Here is a 20241-nt window from a genome sequence, read left to right as displayed (position 1 = left end):
GAAACAGCGTCTGTGCGTTGACTTAGCGCGGTGCCGTACCTAAGTCGACTGAAACCATAGCGGGGCTCGCATCAGGCGGCCCGCAATCGCCTTATCAGGACGTCCAATGCTCGGCATCGCCAAGAAGATTTTCGGCACGGAAAATGACCGTCAACTCAAGAAACTCCGCCCGCTGGTCGAGAAGATCAACAATCTAGAGCCCAAGTTTGAGGCGATGTCTGACGAAGCCTTGCGCGCGCAGACAGATGTTTACCGCGAACGCCATAAGGCCGGTGAGACTTTAGACGATCTTCTGCCAGAAGCTTTTGCAACTGTGCGCGAGGCCGCGAAACGGACTTTGGGCCAACGTCACTATGATGTGCAGCTAATCGGCGGTATCACTCTGCATCGCGGCGAAATCGCTGAAATGCGAACGGGTGAGGGTAAAACACTTGTTTCAACACTTGCGGCCTACCTTAACGCGCTAAGCGGCAAAGGCGTGCATCTGGTCACTGTTAACGATTATCTGGCCAAGCGCGACAGCGAATGGATGGGTCAGGTCTATACTTTCCTGGGCATGACCGTCGGCTGCATCAATAATCACGAAGCCTATGGCCCAGCGCGCAAGACCGCTTACGCCTGCGATATCACCTATGGCACCAACAACGAATATGGTTTCGATTACCTGCGTGATAATATGAAATATTCGGTCGAGGAAATGTCCCAGCGCGGACATGCCTATGCAATCATCGATGAAATCGACTCGATCCTGATTGATGAAGCCCGAACACCGCTTGTGATTTCCGGACCAACAGATGACAAATCCGACCTCTACCGGACGATCGACGCGATCATCCCCGAGATTGACCCGGAAGGTTACGACGTTGATGAAAAAGCGCGCACGGCCACCTTTAACGAAGGCGGTAACGAGCAGATTGAAAACATTCTCCGAGAAAAAGGTCTGTTAGAGGGCGAGAGCCTCTATGATGTGGAAAACATCACGGTTGTTCATCACATCAACCAAGCCCTAAAAGCGCATAAACTCTATACAGCCGACAAAGATTACATCGTCAAAAATGGCGAAGTCATGCTAATCGATGAGTTTACCGGACGTATGATGGACGGTCGCCGTCTATCCGAAGGGCTACATCAAGCAATTGAAGCCAAAGAAAACCTCGACATCAAGCCCGAGAACCAAACGATGGCCTCGGTAACTTTGCAGAATTACTTCCGCCTCTATGACAAATTGTCTGGCATGACAGGTACAGCGGAAACCGAAGCCTCCGAATTTGCAGACACTTATGGTCTTGAAGTTCTGATCATTCCAACGAACCGTCCGATCCAACGGATTGACGATCAGGACGTTCTCTACCGGACAGAGCGCGAAAAGTTCAAAGCCATCGTCGATGACATCGAAGAGGCCGCAAAAAAAGGCCAGCCTATGTTGGTCGGCACAGTTTCGATTGAGAAATCCGAAGCCCTGTCTCGTTACTTAAAAGAACGCGGCATTGACCATCGCGTTTTGAACGCACGTTATCACGAAGAAGAAGCCTCTATTGTCGCACAAGCGGGCGTCCCAGGGGCCGTGACGATCGCGACCAACATGGCAGGTCGCGGTACAGACATTCAACTCGGCGGTAATTTGGACATGCGTCTAGAGCAAGAGCTAACGCCCGAGATGTCGGACCTTGAACGCGAGGCCCGCACAGAAGAGATTAAAGCTGAAATTGCGGATCTGAAGGTCAAAGCCCTTGCCGCTGGTGGCCTCTATGTTCTGGGGACAGAGCGCCATGAATCCCGTCGTATTGACAACCAACTTCGCGGCCGTACGGGCCGTCAGGGCGACCCAGGTCGTTCGAAGTTCTATTTGTCGATGGAAGATGACCTTCTGCGTATCTTCGGCGGTGAAAAGCTGAAGACTATGATGACGAAGTTCGGCTGGGAGGAAGGCGAGCAAATTGAAAACCGTTTCATGACGAAGTCTATTGAGACATCGCAGAAACGCGTTGAGACCCGCAACTTTGACCAACGTAAGAACCTGCTGAAATATGACGATGTCATGAATGACCAGCGCAAGACGATTTTCGAACAGCGCATGGAATTCATGACGGACGAAAATGTCTCTGACGTCATCGAAGACTTCCGTCATCAGCTGGTTGCCGATTTGGTTGAAAAGCATGTTCCGAAAAAGGCCTATGCCGAACAATGGGATATTGAGGGATTGGATAAGGGCGTCAAAGAAGCCATCCTTATGGAGCTTCCGCTGAAAGCTTGGGCGGCCGAGGAAGGCATTGCCGACGAGGAGCTTGAAAAACGTATCCGAGAAGCCACGGATCAGGCCAATGAGCAGCTTACCCAAGATTTGGATCAAGATTCGATCAAGCAGGTCGAAAAACAGATCTTGCTACAAGTTATCGACCGCAATTGGCGCGATCATTTGCAGCAATTGGACGCGCTTAAGTCCGTGATTGGTATGCGGGCCTATGGTCAGCGCGATCCGCTTAACGAATATAAGTCTGAAGCCTTCACATTGTTTGATGGTTTGCTGACCAGTCTACGTGAAGACGTCACAAAAGATATGATGCGCGCTTTGCTAAACGTCCAAATGCGACGTCAGGAACAAGCGCAGCAGGCTCCAACGCCTACGCAAAATCAGCTAGAGCAAGCCCGCGCAGGTCTGGCAAATATGCAGGCCCAAGCCGCACCGCCACGCTCGCCCATGGATATGGTGACGCAGGGACAAGGCGCAGCCTCACAATTGCCAGAAGGCGCTCTCGTCGGCGTCTCGCGCAATAGTCCCTGCCCTTGTGGATCCGGGCTGAAGGTCAAACAGTGTCATGGCAAAATCGCGTAACACATGATATGGTGTGGCAGTTACGCCACACCCTTTTAAAAAATACCCAGATGAGCGATTTTGCATCGCTCGCCCGACGACGCATCATTTTGGTGCATCGCGCGCACTCGTTTGCGTCAAACGGGCCTTTTGATCGTGTTTGGTCCTCTGACGCTTTGCAATACCCTCTCTAGTCAGCGCAATCACGAGTCATCGGATTTCATGAAGCGCGTCGAAAATGACGGGCTGCACTACAGAGGAAAAACCCATGAAGCATCTCACACTTGCTGCCGCACTTCTTTGCGCCACGGCGATGGCACCAACCGCCGCCTTCGCTCAAGACTCTGACTTGTCGGTCAGCACGGGCGTGGATTTTGTGTCCCAATACGTCTTTCGCGGCGTTTCATTGGCTGACGATGCCGTCCAGCCCTATGTTGAAGCCAGTGTTGGCAACTTCACTGTTGGTGGATGGTTCTCAACCGGGATTGGAGAAAACTCCGTCTTCGCAGGCGACGAATTTGATCTGTACGCAGGATATTCCGTACCGCTCGACAGCTCCATCTCACTGGATCTCGGCGCTACATATTATCACTATCCACAAGGTGGCGACTTCTTTGAAACCAAAGATGGCGGAGCCGGGACATATGAGGTGTCTGCATCCGTTGGATTTGGCGATGTCGCCTTATCGCCCTCCGTTTCGGCCTATTATGACCTCACGCTCGAAGCCTTCACCCTAGAAGGTGGCGTTGGGCATTCAATTGCCGTCAGCGACAATCAAAGCGTAGATCTCGGCCTAACAGTTGGTTTGGTAGACGGAGACGGCTTTTCATATGAGTGGGGCACGGCCAGCGCTTCGTTCAATCAATCACTGACTGACGATGTGGGTGTCTATATTGGCGCAAATTATGCGCTCAACTCCGAAGACCTTCTGGATTTTGACAGCGCTCTGAATGGCGATCCAAAGGGTGGAATGTTCTGGCTCGGAACAGGCATTTCTGCTGGATTCTAGGCCACTCAATAAAAATGGGGGGGCGAAACCCGGTCGCTAACGCGGCCGGGTTTTTTTATGCCAGAATGACGGATGGTATAAACCTAACGCTTATTTCGTCAAAAGGGAGCGGCCAATACGCAAGAATTTCTCGCGACGGCTTTTGATCAATTCCTCAGGTGTTTTCTTAGACAACTCTTCCAGATTCTTGACAATGGCTGCGCCGACGGTTTTCATGGCCATATCGGGCGTACGGTGTGCACCGCCAACAGGTTCGGCAATGATCTCATCAATAACGCCCAAGCCCTTCAAATCCTGTGCTGTGATTTTCATGGCCTTAGCCGCGTCTTTTGCGCGGTCCCGCGTGCGCCACAAAATAGAGGCACAGCCCTCTGGCGAGATCACCGAGTAGATTGAATGCTCTAGCATCATTACCTTGTCGGCTGTCGCAATGGCGACGGCGCCACCCGATCCACCTTCGCCCGTGATAACCGATACAAATGGCACGCGCAAAGAGAGGCCTCGGTCAATCGAACGGGCAATCGCTTCGGCTTGGCCGCGTTCTTCTGCACCGCGCCCTGGAAAGGCACCAGCTGTATCTACAAAGCTGACAACAGGAAGATTGAACCGCTCGGCAATATCCATCAGGCGAACAGCTTTACGGTAGCCTTCTGGGTTGGCCATGCCGAAATTATGTTTAAGGCGGGTCTCTGTATCCGTGCCCTTTTCATGACCCATGACAACTACAGACCGACCTCGAATTTTGCCTAGTCCGCCCAGAAGTGCATGATCATCACCGAATTTGCGATCCCCCGCCAGCGGCGTGTAATCTGAAACAAGCGCCTCAATATAGCCCGAATAATGCGGCCTCGCAGGATGTCGGGCGACATGGGTTTTTTCCCACGGACCGATTTTTGCATATAGAGACCCTAGCTCGGCGGCAGCTTTCGCTTGGAGGTCAGTAACGTCCTTACCTTCGGCAAGAGCGTCTTCGATCTGAATATCCAATTCAGCGATGGGGCGTTCGAAATCAAGATAAGTGCGGGCCATAAATTGCCTATAACCGTCCGTGAATAAGAGGCCGCACCATAGCGATGTGCGGGCGGGGGTAAAGAGGCGCGCGCTTAGATATAATAGGTCTTCGTGCTAATTTCATGGCCATAGCGTTGAACGAATTTGCGCTTGATGCGACGCTCCCATGCCGCGCGTTGGCCTGGTAATTCGGTTTCAGCGTCCAAAACAGCATCGGTGAATTTCTTGGACGTAAGGGGTTTTACGCCTTCCAACAAGTCGGCGGCGCGCACGCCTGCGCAAAAATCCCACTCGCGACACAGGTCATCAAGCAAGACGTTCAAATCTTCTGCCAATACGGGGTGCATGCGGCGTTCAAAAGCCATGTCGTCAATTCCTATTTCGTCTACTTCTTCAACGCTGATAGCGGGTGGTGATCCTCCACCAATTGCTGCATCTGCGCATCCAGCACATGGGTATAAATCTGTGTCGTTGCAATATCTGCATGGCCTAGCAATGTCTGCACAGCACGTAAATCTGCGCCTCGCTCCAACAAATGGGTCGCGAAGGCATGACGAAGCGTATGTGGCGACAAGCGCGATGGATCCAGGCTCGCTTGACGGGCAAGGGATTTCAAAAGCTGCGCAAAGCGTTCGCGGGTCATATGGCCTAATTTTCCTGAGCTTGGGAAAAGGAAACCTTCAGCACGGGCGCGTGCAGTGTCACCTTTTGGCAATGTCTCGTCGCGCACGGGCAGCCAATCTGCGATTGCCCTAACGGCGGCGCCAGTCAGGGGTACCAGTCGCTCGCGGTCCCCTTTCCCGCGTATAATCAAGTGCGGGGACGCATCAGCATGAATAACGCGTGAGGCGGCGCCCTGCCTCAGGGATACGAGTTCTGTGACCCGCAAACCGCCTGCATAGAGAATTTCGAGCTGGGTACGCAGACGAATGCCTTTGACAGATGTGTCGCGTTCGACAGCGGAAAATAGCGCGTCAATATCATCGTGAGACAATGTCTTGGGCAGGCCGCGACCTTGTTTGGGGCCACGAAGAGTATGGGCGGGATTATCTTCGCGCAGATTGTCCATTTGCAGAAAGAGACAGAATTGTTTCAAGGAAGACAATTTGCGTGCCGCAGTGGAGGGCGCGAGACCCTCTTTCGCCCAGCGCGCCAAAATAGCTTCCAAAGCGCCCGTCCCGCAGGTCAGAATTGTTTTTCCTGACGCAGTCAAACTGTTTTCCCAGCCTTCAAGATCACGACCATAAGCAGCAAGGGTGTTAGCTGACGCGCCGCGCTCTGCGGCCATCATTTCTAAAAAAGCATCGATGTGACGCGCCGTTTTCATGACGTCGGCTTTAGACCTTCAAAGAAAACATGTGCTGCAATTTGACCGGCAAACTGCGGGAGACCTGCTTGGGTCAGCGCTGAAGTAATCCGCGCTTTATCCGTCACGGTCAAATCTGGCCGCGCCAATAGTGTCGCCACGCGCAAACTGATTTCAGCTCGCGAGTTTGCCCGAACCGCCGCATCCAGCATCAACAGCTGATTTTGCGGCAGTGTGAGCTTGGACAAGGGGGCGTCTTCTAGACCTTCCGCCGCAATGTCAGATAGGCTTGCGCCTAGCGCCAAAGCAATTTGGGCATCTGTCACGGCTTGCGCCCGCAATGTGGGTGCCGATAAGCGTCCCTCAATATCTCGACCTAAACCTTGACCGGCAAAACCACCACCCAACGCATCGGCAATGAGCGCGACCCGGGCCTGCAATGGCCCCTCTGGCAGCGCCGCGTAAATCAGCTGTAAGCTTTCGATATCCCGATTTAAAATCGCTGCCCGCGTGTAACGCATCAGGTTGGTATTCACGCGTCCTTTTGCGGGCAAAGTCTGGATCAGAGGCGCGAGCCGGTTCAACGCTGTGTCTTCTTGGACGCCTGCTGCGATTGCGCGGGTGATGAACGCATCCATCGCCGCGGCATTTCCCGCGCGGCCCAAAATAAAAAGCCGAGCCGTCGCACGCGGCTCAGAGGTGGACAGAGCCGTTTCTAGATCAAGGTCAGGCAGCGTAGCGTCAAAGCTGATGTTGCCAAGTGTGGTTTCCAATGTCGCGAGGTCGATGACATCGAAGTTCCGAAATAGTGACATGAGATCGGCGTCTCGACCAGGCGCAGGAGGCGCCGCAACTATTTTCTCTTTTGAAACGCGACCGGATAAGAACGTGACCAGGGCATCGGTCTGATCTGTTTCCGGTGCCGGACCGCGCCCCGCCAATAGCGCGTCCATTTGGGCGTGATAGGCAGGGTTATCATATCCCGAAGACCGCAAAAAATCACGGGTCACGTCAGCGGCGCTCATTTCACCGCGCAGAGCATGGCACGTGGCGCGCAACCGCGCCCATGCGGGCTTTGCTCTTTCAGTCGTGACTGTATCTGAAATTTCGCAAGCGCGTTGCCAGTTGCCCTTAGACAGAGCTAAATCCACTTGCGCCAACGGCGCGCGTGCCAGCTCGGGGTTACGGGCTAGAAACCCATCCAAGGTCGCCGTATCCCCAGAGCGTCCGGATTCAATCGCTAGAACGGCTTGTAGTCGCGCGGACTCATAGGCTTGCGCGTCTTGGCCTGTTTTGGCTTGGGGCGGAACACCGCCTGACAAAATTACAGTGCGAACAATGTTCCGAATGATGGGATCAGTGTCTTTTAACGGTGCGTCCGCCAAAAGTTGCGCAGCGCGAGCGGCACTCGTGCCTTGCCAAAGATTTGTATCCAGTGCCCCGTCCTTCAAAATCCCAGCATCAAAATCCTGCGCTGCATCCAAGGTCTGCGTTTCGATGACGGGTGGGCCCGCTAATCCAAAATCTTGAATTTGATCTTGGCTTTGCGCCTGCGCCGCAATCGGCAGAACCAACACAGCCGTCAGGAGAAGTGCTACTTTCATCGAATTGACCCTCATAGCTGCGGGCTCACATCAAGTGTCCGAACATCTGTGGGCGCATTGGAGTCAGATGATCCCGATAAGGCCCATAAGAAAAGCCCGATAAATATTACGAGAACGGCGGCAGCGATAAGTCCGGTCTTTTTCATGTCTGCTCTCTTTTCATTCTGTCTGGCGACGGTTTAAGTCGGCGGGCCTAGCCTGAGTGCCTTATGCAAGGCTGGCATTTACACCCAGTTAACCCCAACACACTGTAACACGTCTTGTTAGCGGTTGAGATGTCGGTCAATTGTGACCATATTGCGATTTAAGAGACATAATCACCAAGCCTAAACCACAGTATGCGTGCATTTTTGGGGTAGACTTGGGTAGATTTGCACACATAGATGATGAAAGCGCGCTCATGCCGCTGCAAATAGAGAAACCCATCGCCCTTGTCGGATTAATGGGCGTCGGTAAAACGACCGTTGGACGGCGGCTGGCCAAACGGCTTAGTCGAGAGTTTGACGATAGCGATGATGCCATCGAACAAGCCTCAGGACGGACCGTCGCGGGATATTTTCGCGACCATGGGGAAGCGGATTTTCGCGATGGTGAGTTTCGCGTCATAAAACGCCTGCTTGAAGTTCAACCGCCGCTTATCTTGGCAACGGGTGGTGGCGCATTCATTCATCCTCCCACGCGCGAGCTATTGATGGAGCACGCTGTTGTGGTGTGGTTGAAAGGCGATTTGGAAACGTTGGTTGAGCGCGTCTCGCGTAATGACAAACGTCCGCTCTTACGCGGCGTCGACAAACGCGTGAAAATGCGTGAGTTGATGGAAGCCCGACACCCGATTTACGCGCAAGCCCATCTCAAAGTGAAGATCGCACGCGGTCCGCATTTACGGACCGTCAACCGCGTGATGAGAGCGCTGAAAACACATGGCTCTCAGGTAAATGAAGGCCAATCCACTAGCGCATCATTGGACACCCCAAGCAAATAATATGACGGATACACTCATACAAACTCTCGACGTCGCGCTCGGTGAGCGTAGCTATGATATCGTGATTGGCCCCGGATTACTGGGCAGTTTAAGTCAGCACATAGAGACTGTTTCGCCGACTGCGCGGATCGCGATCATAACAGATGAAACCGTATATGAGCTTCATGGCCAAGCGATCGAACAGGCTTTGGCAGGACGCCAAACCCACATCATCATTCGCCCTGCGGGTGAAGCGCAAAAGTCATTAGCCAATCTTGAAGACATCTTAGACAGCCTTTTTCGCGCTGGATTTGATCGGTCTGATTTACTGATTGCCTTTGGCGGCGGCGTGATCGGTGACCTCGCTGGGTTTGCGGCCTCAATCTATAAACGCGGTATGCCGTTCATTCAGGTCCCCACCACGCTTTTGTCTCAGGTCGACAGTTCTGTCGGCGGGAAAACAGCCATAAATAATCAATTTGGCAAGAACCTAATCGGGGCATTCTATCAGCCCCAAAAAGTTGTGACAGATACGGATCTCCTGAAAACGCTCCCTGCCCGCCAACTGAAAGCTGGATATGCTGAGGTCTTAAAATATGGACTATTGGGTGATCCCGCATTTTTCGATGCCTTAGAGGCCGGACTGGGACAGGATATTTTGGATTTAGATGAAGCTGCACTGACCAAAGCTATCCATGTGTCCTGCGCGACTAAGGCTAAAATCGTTGCACAAGACGAGCGCGAGGGCGGAGTGCGCGCCCTGTTAAATTTGGGGCATACCTTTGGCCATGCTCTGGAACTAGAAGCGGGATATGATGGAGATCTCTTGCACGGCGAAGCCGTTAGCGTCGGCATGGAAATGGCGTTTCGGTTTGCAGTTGAACAGGGCCTCTGTCCCGTCGCAGACGCCGATCGGGTCAGCGCCCACTTAGCGGCGACAGATATGCCGCGCATTTCTGACATGACACATCTCTTGCACGATCCAGCCGCATTATTGAAACATATGGGACAGGATAAAAAGAATGAGAGCGGTCATTTGACACTTATCTTGCCGCGCAAAATTGGTGAGACGTTCATTGAAAAACGCGCCGATCGCGAAGCCGTTCTTCGCTTTTTAACCCAATTGAGGGATGAAGCCTAATGGCCGCGTTTCTAGAACCACATAATCTAATTCTCGTCGGCATCATCCTGATGCTTCTCGTGTTTTCGAGCTTTTTCTCTTCAAGTGAGACGGCGCTTACAGCCGCTTCGCGCGTGCGTATGCATGCGGCAGAAAAAGACGGAGATAAACGCGCGGTCATCGTTCAACGCTTGATGAATGTGCGCGAACGCCTTCTGGGCGGAATTTTGCTCGGGAACAACCTCGTCAACATTTTGGCATCAGTTTTGACGACGACATTGTTCACAAATGTGTTCGGCGCCAGCGCTACGGCTCTTGCCGCCGCAACGGCTGTCATGACCGCATTGATCCTGATCTTTGCTGAGGTGCTGCCGAAAACCTATGCGATCTCACAACCTGATAAATTGGCATTGATTGTCGCGCGGCCCATTAATCTTATCATCAAACTCCTCGGACCTGTTGTTTTAATTGTTCAAGTCATCGTCAATGGCGTGTTGCGGGTTTTCGGTATTGATACAAATGCCAGCGCATGGACGGCTGCAGATGAAATCAAAGGCGCAGTGGATCTGCATTTACAAGAAGGTGGCGTAGCGAAACGAGCGCGCGACCAGATTTACGGCGTTTTAGAAATTGGTGAGCTTTCCATCGAAGAAGTCATGACCCATCGCCGCAACATCGCGATGATTGACGCCGATGCGCCCCCTGAGCAAATTATCAAAGAAGCCATCGCCAGTGGGCATTCCCGCATTCCAGTTTACCGAGAAGACACCGATAATGTGATTGGCGTCTTGCATATGAAGGATTTGCTGAAGGCCGTTACGAAAACAAACGGGTCCATTGAAGCACTCGATATCAAGAAAGTTGCGCGCGATCCTTGGTTCGTTCCAGAGACCACCAGCGCGGTGAAGCAACTACGCGCCTTCCAGCAAAAGCGGGAACACTTCGCACTGGTAGTCGATGAGTATGGCTCTCTGATGGGTGTGATTTCTTTGGAGGATATTCTGGAAGAAATCGTGGGCGATATTCAGGATGAGTATGATGAAGAAATCGTCGGCGTCAAACGCATGAAAACGGGCGCTGCCGTCGTTCGAGGCGACGTCGCCATACGCGATCTAAATCGCGCAATGGACTGGAAATTACCCGATGATGAGGGCCCAGTGACAATCGCAGGACTCGTTATTCATGAGAGCCAGACAATACCCAATAGCGGGCAAGTCTTTGCTTATCATGGCTACCGGTTCGAAATTCTCGCTAAACAGAGAAATCAGATTAGCAGTCTGCGGGTTGAGAAAACCTTTGAGCCAGACATGCGCAGTGAACGGGACTAGTTTGCTGCCGGCACAAAACTGATTAGTGTCGCCCGAGGTCAAGCGGACCTAATTGACGGCTACGCGCTTTACCTGAAACCACCCAGTGAACGAAATGTTCGCAATTGCGGGTCAAAACGCCGTAACGTTGTCCGATTTTGCCGCGCGCCCTTGCGACAATCTCCGATCCAGAGAGCGCTGAGCGAATACCAATGCGGCGTATTGGTTTACCCCGCGCGAATTGCCTCTCGGAGGTTTCCAATACCTGACCATATCGGCGTGACGCATGAATAACTGTGCCGTAGCCAGTCGCAATCCCGACATGACGTATCACGCCATAGGCGTCCGTTTCCAGAATTGTCCCAGCGGGATGAAGGACGGCTACGCGCTCATAGTGAAATCGGCTCATGTGCTAGATATAGGGCCTTTGGCCCAAAACGCAAAACGGCCCCCAATTGGGAGCCGTTTCATCGTAAAATTTGACGAGCTAGTTTTGCGAGCGCAATTCGTAGTTCTCGTAAAAAGTACGCGACGTACCCTTTTCATAGTAATAGTAACGATTGGTCTGATCGTCATAATACTTCGTCGATTTGTCCAATGTCGGACGTTGCACAGTCCCGCCATTGATTTGCTGATCTTTTTTGTTGCCACGCAGAGCCCCGACAACACCACCAACGACGGCGCCTGCAATCGCAGCTTCGCCTGTTTTGACGTCGCCTGAGATGGCGCCAATACCAGCGCCAACTGCAGCGCCTGCGGCAGCACCGCCCGCAGCATTTTTCTCTACATTACCTGTTGTTGTACAAGCGGCGAATGCGAGGCTAGCGAGGCCCAGCGAAGTCATTTTTATCAGATTTTTCATGTTCAATCCTTTCATGGGGGGGAACGCGACAGAGTCCCACACCGAACCTGTCAGCACGATGAATGGACTCTGAATTTTAATTAAGGTGAAAGTTAGGCAGGGCTACTTCAACTCTTCGACGACCTTATTGGTATAGACCTCCCCCTCGTAGCGAATGTCGACTGTATCGATCAAGCGCAAGTCAAGCGTTGGGTCTGGAAGTGTTTCAATAGGGACGAAGCGATTGTAATAAATACGTCCGTCTGGACCTTCAACGGCAACGAGTCCGGCCTCTTTCGTTTCTACGCGCGCTTCGATGATTTGAACGGACTCCATTGGCACCATATCTTTCGCAGGTACAGGCTCTGAGATCACAATTGGGGACGGTTCGTCCGCTGTTGTATCTTTGGCATGAGCGGATGGGAGAAAGGCGCTGGGTCCCAAAGCCAAAGTTGTAGCTGCAACGACCGCGAGGGTTAGGGAAAATTTTGTCATTTTGAACTCCTCCTTTTGCTTTGAAGTTACCTATACAACACGGGAAACGAGGATTTTGTTCCGACATTTTTCTAGAAATGTGTAAGCTTGGGTCATCATTTGTCATCATACGAGGCTCAGAATGTCGCTTGAAACTCTTTTCAGTCTGATCAATCTCAGCGTCATACCCGCTTGGGCGCTTCTGATTTTTGCGCCGCGATGGTCCCTCACTAAAGCCCTTGTCCACTCTATGCTCTACCCTCTTGGTTTAGGCCTTCTATATACGGTCGGCCTTTTTATGTCCGTCTTTGGCGGGATGGGCGGTGAAGGCGCAGGGTTCGGATCGATCGCGGCCGTGCGCGCGCTATTTTCTGCCGACATCGGGATCGTCGTTGGCTGGGCGCATTACCTCTTATTTGATTTGTTTGTGGGCGCGTGGGAAGCCCGCGACGCCCAGAGACGCGGGTTTAGTCATTGGCTTTTGATCCCTTGTCTTTTGCTGACCTTCATGGCGGGACCCTTTGGACTCTTGCTCTATGTGGCTCTGCGCGTCATGACGAAAAAAGGCGGGTGGGGACTGGAAGAAACCGACGCCTAAGCGTCCCTCAAGACCCGTTAGTTACCTTTTGCCGTCTTCCCTTTCAGGATGTGCGCCATCGCGATTGCACTTCACTTTGAATAAAGTTGATGAATTCGATAATGCGCGTCGGACAGTGCCGGTCGGCGGGTCGCACAATGTTTATATCCAATACAGCGCCCGCGATGCCCTCTAGAACGGGAACAAGTTTTCCGCTTTTCAGATCATCGCCGATAAGAAATTCAGGGAAAAATCCAATTCCAAGGCCTGCCAATGCAAACTCGCGTAGATTGTCGCCGCTAGAAGTTTGAACCGGTCCTTTTGGGTGGAAACGCACTTGATCGCCATCCTGTTCGAACTGCCAAACTGGGTTATTTGAATAGATCAAACAATTGTGGTCTCTGAGGTCTGCGACATCTTTGGGGTGACCATGGTTTGCGAGGTAAGAGGGCGCGGCGCACATTTGCATCCGTGTGGCACCAATTTTCCGTGCCAGCAATTCGCTGTCTTTCATCTCACCCACGCGGAAAGCGACATCAATGCCTTCTGCAACAAGATCGACGTGGCGCTCGGAAAGAGAGATATCGAGTGAAATATTGGGGTGAAGCTCCATAAATTTCAGAAAAAGGGGAGTAAGGGTCTTTGTTCCATAGGCGTTAGGAGCGGTCAGGCGAATCTGCCCAGACATGCCTAAGCTTTCACCTCGCACTTGGTCTTCGAGGGCTTGTATATCTTCCAAAACGCGACGGCATTCCGCGGCGTAAATTTGCCCGGCATCTGAGAGTTGAACAGAGCGCCCATCGCGTTGCACCAATTGAAGCCCAAGATAAGCTTCTAAATCAGAGACAGCTTGACTCACAGTCGACTTTGAAACGGATAATTGTTTCGCTGCACGCGTAAATTGCCCGGCTTCGGCAAGCTTGAGGAAAATTTCCATGCGGCGTAAACGGTCCATAACGGGTCTTCCGAGATTGAAACAAGCACTTTGTTCGAAAAATCCGAACTATCTGTTCGGACTAATGACGCTTGCCGCCAGAATGTAAATATGTAGTTTTGACGGCTCGGGCCTTAATAGGTTCGTCGCTCGCTCTTAGACCGCCCCACATCGGAATGAGAGCGGGCACTTTCTCCCACTCAAATATGGTTAATAAATCGTTCGGATAAACAGAACGACTAAGGGTTGTATTTGATGCAGACCAAAATTTAGGCCCCCCAGCACTTTCAGCTATTCGCGCCCACAACCAAAGCCGCATCATAACACTCGGGCGTTACGTAGGCCGAGACGAAAAACCCCTCGGTATCGGAAGATACCCTCAAATCCAGGAGGCCGTTTTTATCGCGAGGCCCTCTATACTTGTTCAGAGTTCGGTAAGTGTACGATTCAGGTTTAATCTTGCCCCGCCCCCATATCGTCACGTTTTTACCCGCGAGGCTCATACTGTAATGAAGTGTCTCACCGCAGTAGAAATTCAAAACGACCTTGTCGTCTAATATAATACACTCTTGATGACCCTGAACCTCGGGCGAATAGTACAGGAAACCACACAAAAAAACGCCCAGAAGAAGTCCAATGAAGACGGTGCGTTTCATATTCTCCTCAAATCTCTAATCGGTCACGCTTAGTGCCTGAAGTGCCGCATTCCCGTGAAGACCATTGCGATGCCCGCTTCGTCGGCGGCGGCGATCACTTCATCGTCACGGATAGAGCCGCCGGGTTGAATGATCGCCGTGGCGCCGGCAGCCGCAGCCGCAAGCATTCCGTCTGCAAATGGGAAGAACGCATCTGACGCACAGGCGCAGCCTTTTGTTTTCGGTGTCGCCCACCCTGCGGCGGCTTGGGCATCTTCGGCTTTGCGAGCCGCGATACGGGCCGAGTCGATGCGGCTCATTTGGCCTGCGCCAATGCCTGCCGTTGCGCCGTCTTTGACATAAATAATTGCGTTGGATTTGACATGTTTGGCGACTTTCCATGCCATACGCAGGTCTGCCATTTCAGCGTCAGTTGGCGCGCGTTTCGTTACAACTTTCAGATCAGCGTCCGCCACATATCCATTGTCGCGGTCTTGGACCAAAATTCCGCCCGCAACATTGCGTTGGGTCAGGGACGGCGCGGTCACGTCAGGCAAGCCGCCAGCAACCAGCAAACGCAGGTTCTTCTTTTTACGGAAGACCTCAATTGCGTCTTCATCTGCGGAGGGCGCGATCACAACTTCGGTAAAGACTTTGACGATCTCTTTGGCTGTCTTGGCGTCGAGATTTCCGTTCAACGCAACAATGCCGCCAAAGGCCGAAACAGGGTCACACGCCAGCGCATTTTTATAGGCCGTAATGAAATCATCCGCTACGGCCAAACCACAAGGATTTGCGTGCTTGATGATCGCAACCGCAGGCTTATCGCCCGCCGCGACAGAACCAAATTCAGCGACGAGTTCATAGGCCGCGTCTGTATCGTTGATATTATTATAAGACAGCGCTTTGCCTTGCAGTTGCTCTGCGGTGGCGACGCCTGCGCGGTTTGACCCGTCGGCGTAAAAGGCCGCCGTTTGATGCGGGTTTTCGCCGTAGCGTAGCTCTTGCTTGAGCGTGCCGCCTTGGGCGCGGTAAGTTGGCGTCCCTTTGACTTGGCTGGCGAACCAATTTGCAATCGCTGCATCATAAGCCGCAGAACGCGCATAAGTCTTTGCCGCTAAGCTTTGGCGGAGCGTGCCCGTCGTCTGGCCAGAATTGGCATCCATATCCGCCAGCACCGCATCTACATCATCGGCATCAGTGCAGACAGCGACATGGGCGTGATTTTTTGCGGCCGCGCGGATCATGGCAGGACCGCCGATGTCGATATTTTCGACACACATCTCATAACTTCCGCCGCCTGCGACGGCTTGTTCAAACGGGTAAAGATTGACGATCAGCAGGTCGATAGACAGGATCCCATGCTCATGCATCGCGTCTTTATGGGACGTTAGATCACGATCGCCGAGCAGACCGCCATGCACCATTGGGTGCAATGTTTTGACGCGGCCATCCATCATTTCAGGAAATTTCGTCAGTTCAGCGACATCTTTGACAGGAATACCTGCCGCTGCGATGGCGCGATGTGTGCCACCCGTGGAGACCAATTTGACGCCACGGTCATGGAGGGCTTGGGCTTGGCGGATGAGCGCAGATTTATCAGAGACCGAAATCAAGGCGCGTTTGACAGGCGCGAGGCGGGCAGGATCAAAAGCAGGAAGATCAGGATTGGGTGCGGGCATGACGGGCGGTTCCTGTAAAGCAGCGGTTGGAATGGCCGCTGCCTATCACGAATAAAAGCCCGTTTCTACGCTATCCCACCGGAGGCTTTGCTGTCATCCACATCATTGGCGACGTCATCTTGGTCTGCGACATTGGGAACAATGGCAAGTTCAGGTTCATCCAACACATGTGCGGGGTCATAGCCCGGAACGAGTTGCGCAATGATCTTCCGTATCGCAGCGCGGTCACGCGAGTTTAGGGCACGGATCAAGTTTTTGACCCGTCGCAAAACCGAGGCAGGATCAAGAACAGCACCATTATAAAGTTGGATACCGTCAATGTCGGTTGGGGCGAGATCTTCATCTTCGTAAGACAGCACTTCAGTGAGCTTTTCGCCTGGACGCAAGCCCGTATAGCGAACCTCAATATCCACATCGGGGACTTTGCCGCGCAAACGGATGAGCTGTCGCGCCAGACGCCCGATGTTGACGGGCTCGCCCATTTCCAAAACATAAATACAAGCAGAAGAGTCGTGACCCTCTCGCGCATCGCTTCGGCGCTTAGAGCCTAGCGCTGCAGATTGTAGAACCAAAGCGGCGGCCTCCTCGAGCATCATGAAGTAGCGTTCAACTTCACGGTGGGTCACCGTCACGGGACCGCCCATGGCAATTTGCTCCTCAAAAAGGTTCACGGCGGATCCATTAGACGACAAGACATTTCCGAAGCGAACGCAAGACGCTTGCAGGCCTGGATTCATGGCCTGGCGAGACAGCGTCAACATTTCCACAATCCGCTTCGACGCGCCCATCATATTGACAGGAGCAACGGCCTTGTCCGTGGAAATCAGAATAAAATGCTCGACCTTGGCCGTATCACACATATCCAAAATATTAGACGTTCCCATGACATTGGTTCGCAAGACCTCGAGCGGGTTTTTCTGACCTAAAGGCACATGTTTCAGCGCAGCAGCGTGGAGTACGATTTCTGGCTTTTCGACGGAGAAAATTTCGCGCATGCGCGGCGCATTGCGGACGTCCCCAATGAAAGTTTTCCAACACTCTACGGCGCCATCTGCAGCATTGGATTTGAGTTTCTTTTCCAAATTGTAGAGATGAAATTCGGAATTATCGACTAAAATCAATGTGGCTGGGTTAAGCTGGGCGATTTGCCGAGAGAGCTCTGACCCAATAGATCCACCCGCGCCTGTGACCAGAACCCGTCGACCCGCGAACAAGTTACGGACGGGCTCTAGATCCAAAACACGCATATCGCGTCCGATCAAATCTGACGCTTCAAACGCTGAGAGACCCAAGCTTGGGTCAGTAGATCGGCGCGACAATGGCGCCCCTAATTCAGCCGCAATTTTCACAAGCTTTGCCGTCATGCGTCGATCTGGATTGGGGTCAACAGCAATGATCTGTAGGGGCTTTTCCTGACGCCCCGTTGTTTTGAGATAGATATCCTGCAAATTATCAGGCCCACCCAACACAGGTACGGATCGAATAGTACGGCCTTCATAGAGGCCAGACGTTTCAATTAATCCGACAGGGTTAAAACCTAAATGTTGGTTCTTTCCTTTTGCGCCCTTGCGAGCGCGGTCCATGAGGTAGTTATAAAGATGCGGCGCGGGACCGACCAGCAATGCATCTTGTCCATAAGTCGAACGTGCACGAAAAAGTGCGCGGAAGTCACCATTTTGGATCAGCATAGCCAATAAACGTGACGCGATAATCAACCCAAAGAAAAGCGCCGCGAACATGACCGGGGCTGTGCGTGGGAAATTGGCCCCCCGATCAAAGAAAAAGTAAAGGACCAAAGGCACGGTTAGCGAAACACCGATAATCCCAAAGCTAATGCGCTTAAAGTCATGAAGCGTTGTAAACCGCCAGATCGACCGATCTTGTCGTAAACCCACCCAAATTATGAGGGTCGCAGCCGCCGCGATATAGGCGGCCTTATGATCAATATTGCCACGTAGCGGCTCATTCAGGAAATCATAACGCCAGCGAATGACCATCATCATAGACGCCAGCGCGAAAAACACGTCGGTCCCGATCAGCCAAAAGCTGCGCCGCATCTTGAAACTAGAGGGTTGTGGCGTTTTCATTCTGTCCCCGCCTCTGTTTCTTCGGGTTTAATATCTGGGGCTTGGTTACTGGCGACGGGAAGGTCCGCAAGCTTTGCAGCTGTATCAGCTTCTGTCTTTCGGGGGCCCTTATCTGCAGGTTTTAATTTTCGGAACGACCAGCGTACACGATTGGATCGACTTTCACCGTCACTATCGCAAAACGCCTGCCCGCGAATGACGATCTGTTGCGTTTTAATCGGAGCGCTACCTTTGGCAAGATAGACAGAATCCTCAAGATGAACTTGTCCACCATCGGTACGGAACCGCCAACCCGCTTTACCATCGACGACCAATAATGCAGAGGACTGATCTTGAGAGAGGCTAACACGGACTTTGGGGTGAACATGAAACCGGATAGCAAAAGGGACCTGGTCGCGACGCAAAGGCACAGACCCCATCGGCGCAAACAGGCTGTCCTCGCCGCGAATATCATGACCGTCTCGCGGCATGAAAATGCGGCGTCGGTGTGAAAGACCGTAGGATCCAAAATAGCCTTCATGGTGACATTCTAACCAGATGCCGCTGTCCTGCTCCTTACGCGTAGCTTTCACCGGACCGGCCAAAAATTCCACGGCATCTCCAACAACGCGACGTTTCCATTCGCTCATCAACAGGCTTCCTGGAGAACGATTATCAAGGATAAGTGTAGAGTGCGCGGCTGCAGCCCGTACAGGACGCCGCCAAATCTCTGGTTGCTCTGGATTGAACCCGCAGGCTGTGATCATCGGCCCCTCAGGAGTCGAGAGGTCCATAGCCAGTGGCGCTAAATGCGCGCCCATATCAAACGGACGAGGTGGGGCCATGCCTGTATCTAAGAGCGCAACGGAACCATTGGCGGCCAGACGCTGATAACCAGAATGCGGACCATAACCGAAAGCCTTTGGTTCGCCGGGGGCAGCCCGTAATAGTTCTACGATGTCGGCGGCGTCCATTTCACCGCCGCCATTGAAAGGCGCCAGTTCGCCTCCCGCGCGTCGGAAAAAAGCGACCATTGGAGCCAAGCGATCAATAGCGCGCGAAAGCTCACGTGAACCCTCCAAACCGCGCTCAGCTAAAAGCGTGTCCAACGTCAAAAGCTGACGCAGCGCTATGGCCGACACTTCGGGCGATCGACTAATATGTCCGCCATCAGGGAGAATTTGCAAAAGTAATTCATCATCTAGCAGATCCAGACCCCGCTCTAGGAATTGGCTTTTCCCATCGGTCATACGCGCACCACCCATCGCGAGGGCGCACCCAGCCGTGATGCGAGAAAGACCAGGCGGCAAGGATTTGAGAGATCCGCGAAGAGCCGTCAGCTGACGCAGAACACTGGCGCGGCGGCGTTCAACGACAGGGCCGCTTCCGCCGCGTGCCATGTCTGAATCCTCTAACCCAGAAACTGAAAGTGCGGGCGACCAAAGCGCCAACCAATTGAATAAACGATCTGAGAGACGGTCTGCGTCGAAAACAAAGTCATTCCCGCGACCGTAAGTTTCGATCCAAGTGTCAATTAGAGTGCGAGCTTTAGCGTGATGGGCCTCGCTATCGACGGCCAACAAATCGTGCAACCAAGCAAAGCGATGCAGCCAATCGGCAAAGTGGCGCGACGGTGCGGCCGTCGTCCATGGACCAACATCCAAGATCTGACCCGCAAAGTGAAACTGTCCCGCCAAAAGCGACGCCGCTTTTTCAGCATCACCCAGCGATAGGCTTGGCTTTGCAGGATGAAAGGCGCCTGGTGCACGCGTTGGTAACGCGCCCGAGGGGCGGGAAGGCAAGATGTCTCGAATTCTCTGCGCCGCGAGGTCAAGAGCCGTACGCGGCGTCGAAACACGCGATCGAAGAGAGATGTGGCTGGTGTTCGCCATTCGGGTGGAA

Annotated in this window: 18 protein-coding genes; 6 read left to right on the top strand and 12 right to left on the bottom strand. The window is 52.9% G+C overall.

Annotated elements, in window-relative coordinates; genetic code table 11:
* Nucleotides 1–106 precede the first annotated feature (106 nt).
* Nucleotides 107–2833, top strand: coding sequence for a preprotein translocase subunit SecA (gene secA, locus IE073_RS08650; RefSeq protein WP_189584377.1), 2727 nt, complete (start codon nt 107–109; stop codon nt 2831–2833).
* Between the two features lie 247 nt (nt 2834–3080).
* Nucleotides 3081–3821, top strand: a complete 741-nt coding sequence (locus IE073_RS08645; protein WP_189584375.1) for a TorF family putative porin — start codon at nt 3081–3083, stop codon at nt 3819–3821.
* Between the two features lie 90 nt (nt 3822–3911).
* Here IE073_RS08645 and IE073_RS08640 read toward each other — a convergent pair whose 3' ends face one another.
* The 5 genes from IE073_RS08640 to IE073_RS14215 all read right to left on the bottom strand — a co-directional run bounded on the left by IE073_RS08640 (nt 3912) and on the right by IE073_RS14215 (nt 7888).
* Nucleotides 3912–4850, bottom strand: a complete 939-nt coding sequence (locus IE073_RS08640) for an acetyl-CoA carboxylase carboxyltransferase subunit alpha (protein WP_189584373.1) — start codon at nt 4848–4850, stop codon at nt 3912–3914.
* A 74-nt stretch (nt 4851–4924) separates the two neighbouring features.
* Nucleotides 4925–5197 (bottom strand): hypothetical protein, encoded by a 273-nt coding sequence (locus tag IE073_RS08635; protein WP_189584371.1) that lies wholly within the window; start codon nt 5195–5197, stop codon nt 4925–4927.
* A gap of 20 nt (nt 5198–5217) precedes the next feature.
* Nucleotides 5218–6159 carry a tyrosine recombinase gene (locus tag IE073_RS08630; protein WP_189584370.1) on the bottom strand — a complete coding sequence of 314 codons (942 nt, stop codon included), beginning with the start codon at nt 6157–6159 and terminating at the stop codon, nt 5218–5220.
* Nucleotides 6156–7742: a hypothetical protein gene (locus tag IE073_RS08625; RefSeq protein ID WP_189584369.1), complete on the bottom strand. Its 1587-nt coding sequence runs from the start codon at nt 7740–7742 to the stop codon at nt 6156–6158. The genes IE073_RS08630 and IE073_RS08625 overlap by 4 nt, the downstream gene beginning before the upstream one ends.
* 11 nt (nt 7743–7753) lie before the next feature.
* Nucleotides 7754–7888: a hypothetical protein gene (locus IE073_RS14215; protein WP_267905569.1), complete on the bottom strand. Its 135-nt coding sequence runs from the start codon at nt 7886–7888 to the stop codon at nt 7754–7756.
* Between the two features lie 254 nt (nt 7889–8142).
* Between IE073_RS14215 and IE073_RS08620 the strand changes: the two genes are divergently transcribed.
* Genes IE073_RS08620 through IE073_RS08610 form a run of 3 tightly spaced genes read left to right on the top strand, consistent with a single transcriptional unit; the run spans nt 8143 to nt 11151 of the window.
* Nucleotides 8143–8724 carry a shikimate kinase gene (locus IE073_RS08620; RefSeq protein WP_189584368.1) on the top strand — a complete coding sequence of 194 codons (582 nt, stop codon included), beginning with the start codon at nt 8143–8145 and terminating at the stop codon, nt 8722–8724.
* 1 nt (nt 8725) lies between these two features.
* Nucleotides 8726–9844, top strand: a complete 1119-nt coding sequence (gene aroB / locus IE073_RS08615; protein ID WP_189584367.1) for a 3-dehydroquinate synthase — start codon at nt 8726–8728, stop codon at nt 9842–9844.
* The gene (locus tag IE073_RS08610) at nt 9844–11151 is read left to right on the top strand and encodes an HlyC/CorC family transporter (RefSeq protein WP_189584366.1); all 1308 of its coding nucleotides are present in this window, start codon (nt 9844–9846) and stop codon (nt 11149–11151) included. The genes aroB and IE073_RS08610 overlap by 1 nt, the downstream gene beginning before the upstream one ends.
* 22 nt (nt 11152–11173) lie before the next feature.
* Here the strand turns inward: IE073_RS08610 and IE073_RS08605 are convergent, their stop codons facing one another.
* From IE073_RS08605 to IE073_RS08595, 3 genes are all read right to left on the bottom strand, one after another.
* Nucleotides 11174–11539 (bottom strand): lecithin retinol acyltransferase family protein, encoded by a 366-nt coding sequence (locus IE073_RS08605; protein WP_189584365.1) that lies wholly within the window; start codon nt 11537–11539, stop codon nt 11174–11176.
* Nucleotides 11540–11617: 78 nt separating this feature from the next.
* A complete protein-coding gene (locus IE073_RS08600) occupies nt 11618–11992 on the bottom strand; it encodes a YMGG-like glycine zipper-containing protein (protein ID WP_189584364.1) in 375 nt (124 codons plus the stop codon).
* 102 nt (nt 11993–12094) lie between these two features.
* Nucleotides 12095–12466, bottom strand: a complete 372-nt coding sequence (locus tag IE073_RS08595) for a hypothetical protein (RefSeq protein WP_189584361.1) — start codon at nt 12464–12466, stop codon at nt 12095–12097.
* 121 nt (nt 12467–12587) lie between these two features.
* Between IE073_RS08595 and IE073_RS08590 the strand changes: the two genes are divergently transcribed.
* A complete protein-coding gene (locus IE073_RS08590; RefSeq protein WP_189584358.1) occupies nt 12588–13043 on the top strand; it encodes an ABA4-like family protein in 456 nt (151 codons plus the stop codon).
* Between the two features lie 43 nt (nt 13044–13086).
* On the opposite strand, the gene IE073_RS08585 is transcribed toward IE073_RS08590, so the two are convergent.
* From IE073_RS08585 to IE073_RS08570, 4 genes are all read right to left on the bottom strand, one after another.
* Entirely contained in the window at nt 13087–13977 is an 891-nt protein-coding gene (locus IE073_RS08585) for a LysR family transcriptional regulator (protein WP_189584355.1), read from the bottom strand.
* A 664-nt stretch (nt 13978–14641) separates the two neighbouring features.
* On the bottom strand, nt 14642–16273 hold the full coding sequence (gene purH / locus IE073_RS08580; protein WP_189584353.1) for a bifunctional phosphoribosylaminoimidazolecarboxamide formyltransferase/IMP cyclohydrolase: 1632 nt from the start codon (nt 16271–16273) through the stop codon (nt 14642–14644).
* A gap of 65 nt (nt 16274–16338) precedes the next feature.
* Nucleotides 16339–18360 (bottom strand): polysaccharide biosynthesis protein, encoded by a 2022-nt coding sequence (locus IE073_RS08575; protein ID WP_189584350.1) that lies wholly within the window; start codon nt 18358–18360, stop codon nt 16339–16341.
* A complete protein-coding gene (locus IE073_RS08570; protein WP_189584347.1) occupies nt 18357–20231 on the bottom strand; it encodes a heparinase II/III family protein in 1875 nt (624 codons plus the stop codon). Before IE073_RS08570 ends, IE073_RS08575 begins: the two co-directional genes overlap by 4 nt.
* Between the last annotated feature and the right edge of the window lie 10 nt (nt 20232–20241).

Source organism: Litorimonas cladophorae (genome assembly GCF_014652455.1).
GTDB classification, from domain to species: Bacteria; Pseudomonadota; Alphaproteobacteria; order Caulobacterales; family Maricaulaceae; genus Litorimonas; species Litorimonas cladophorae.
The sequence above is the reverse complement of the archived record's forward strand: the minus strand, read 5'-3'. Positions and strand labels throughout refer to the sequence as shown.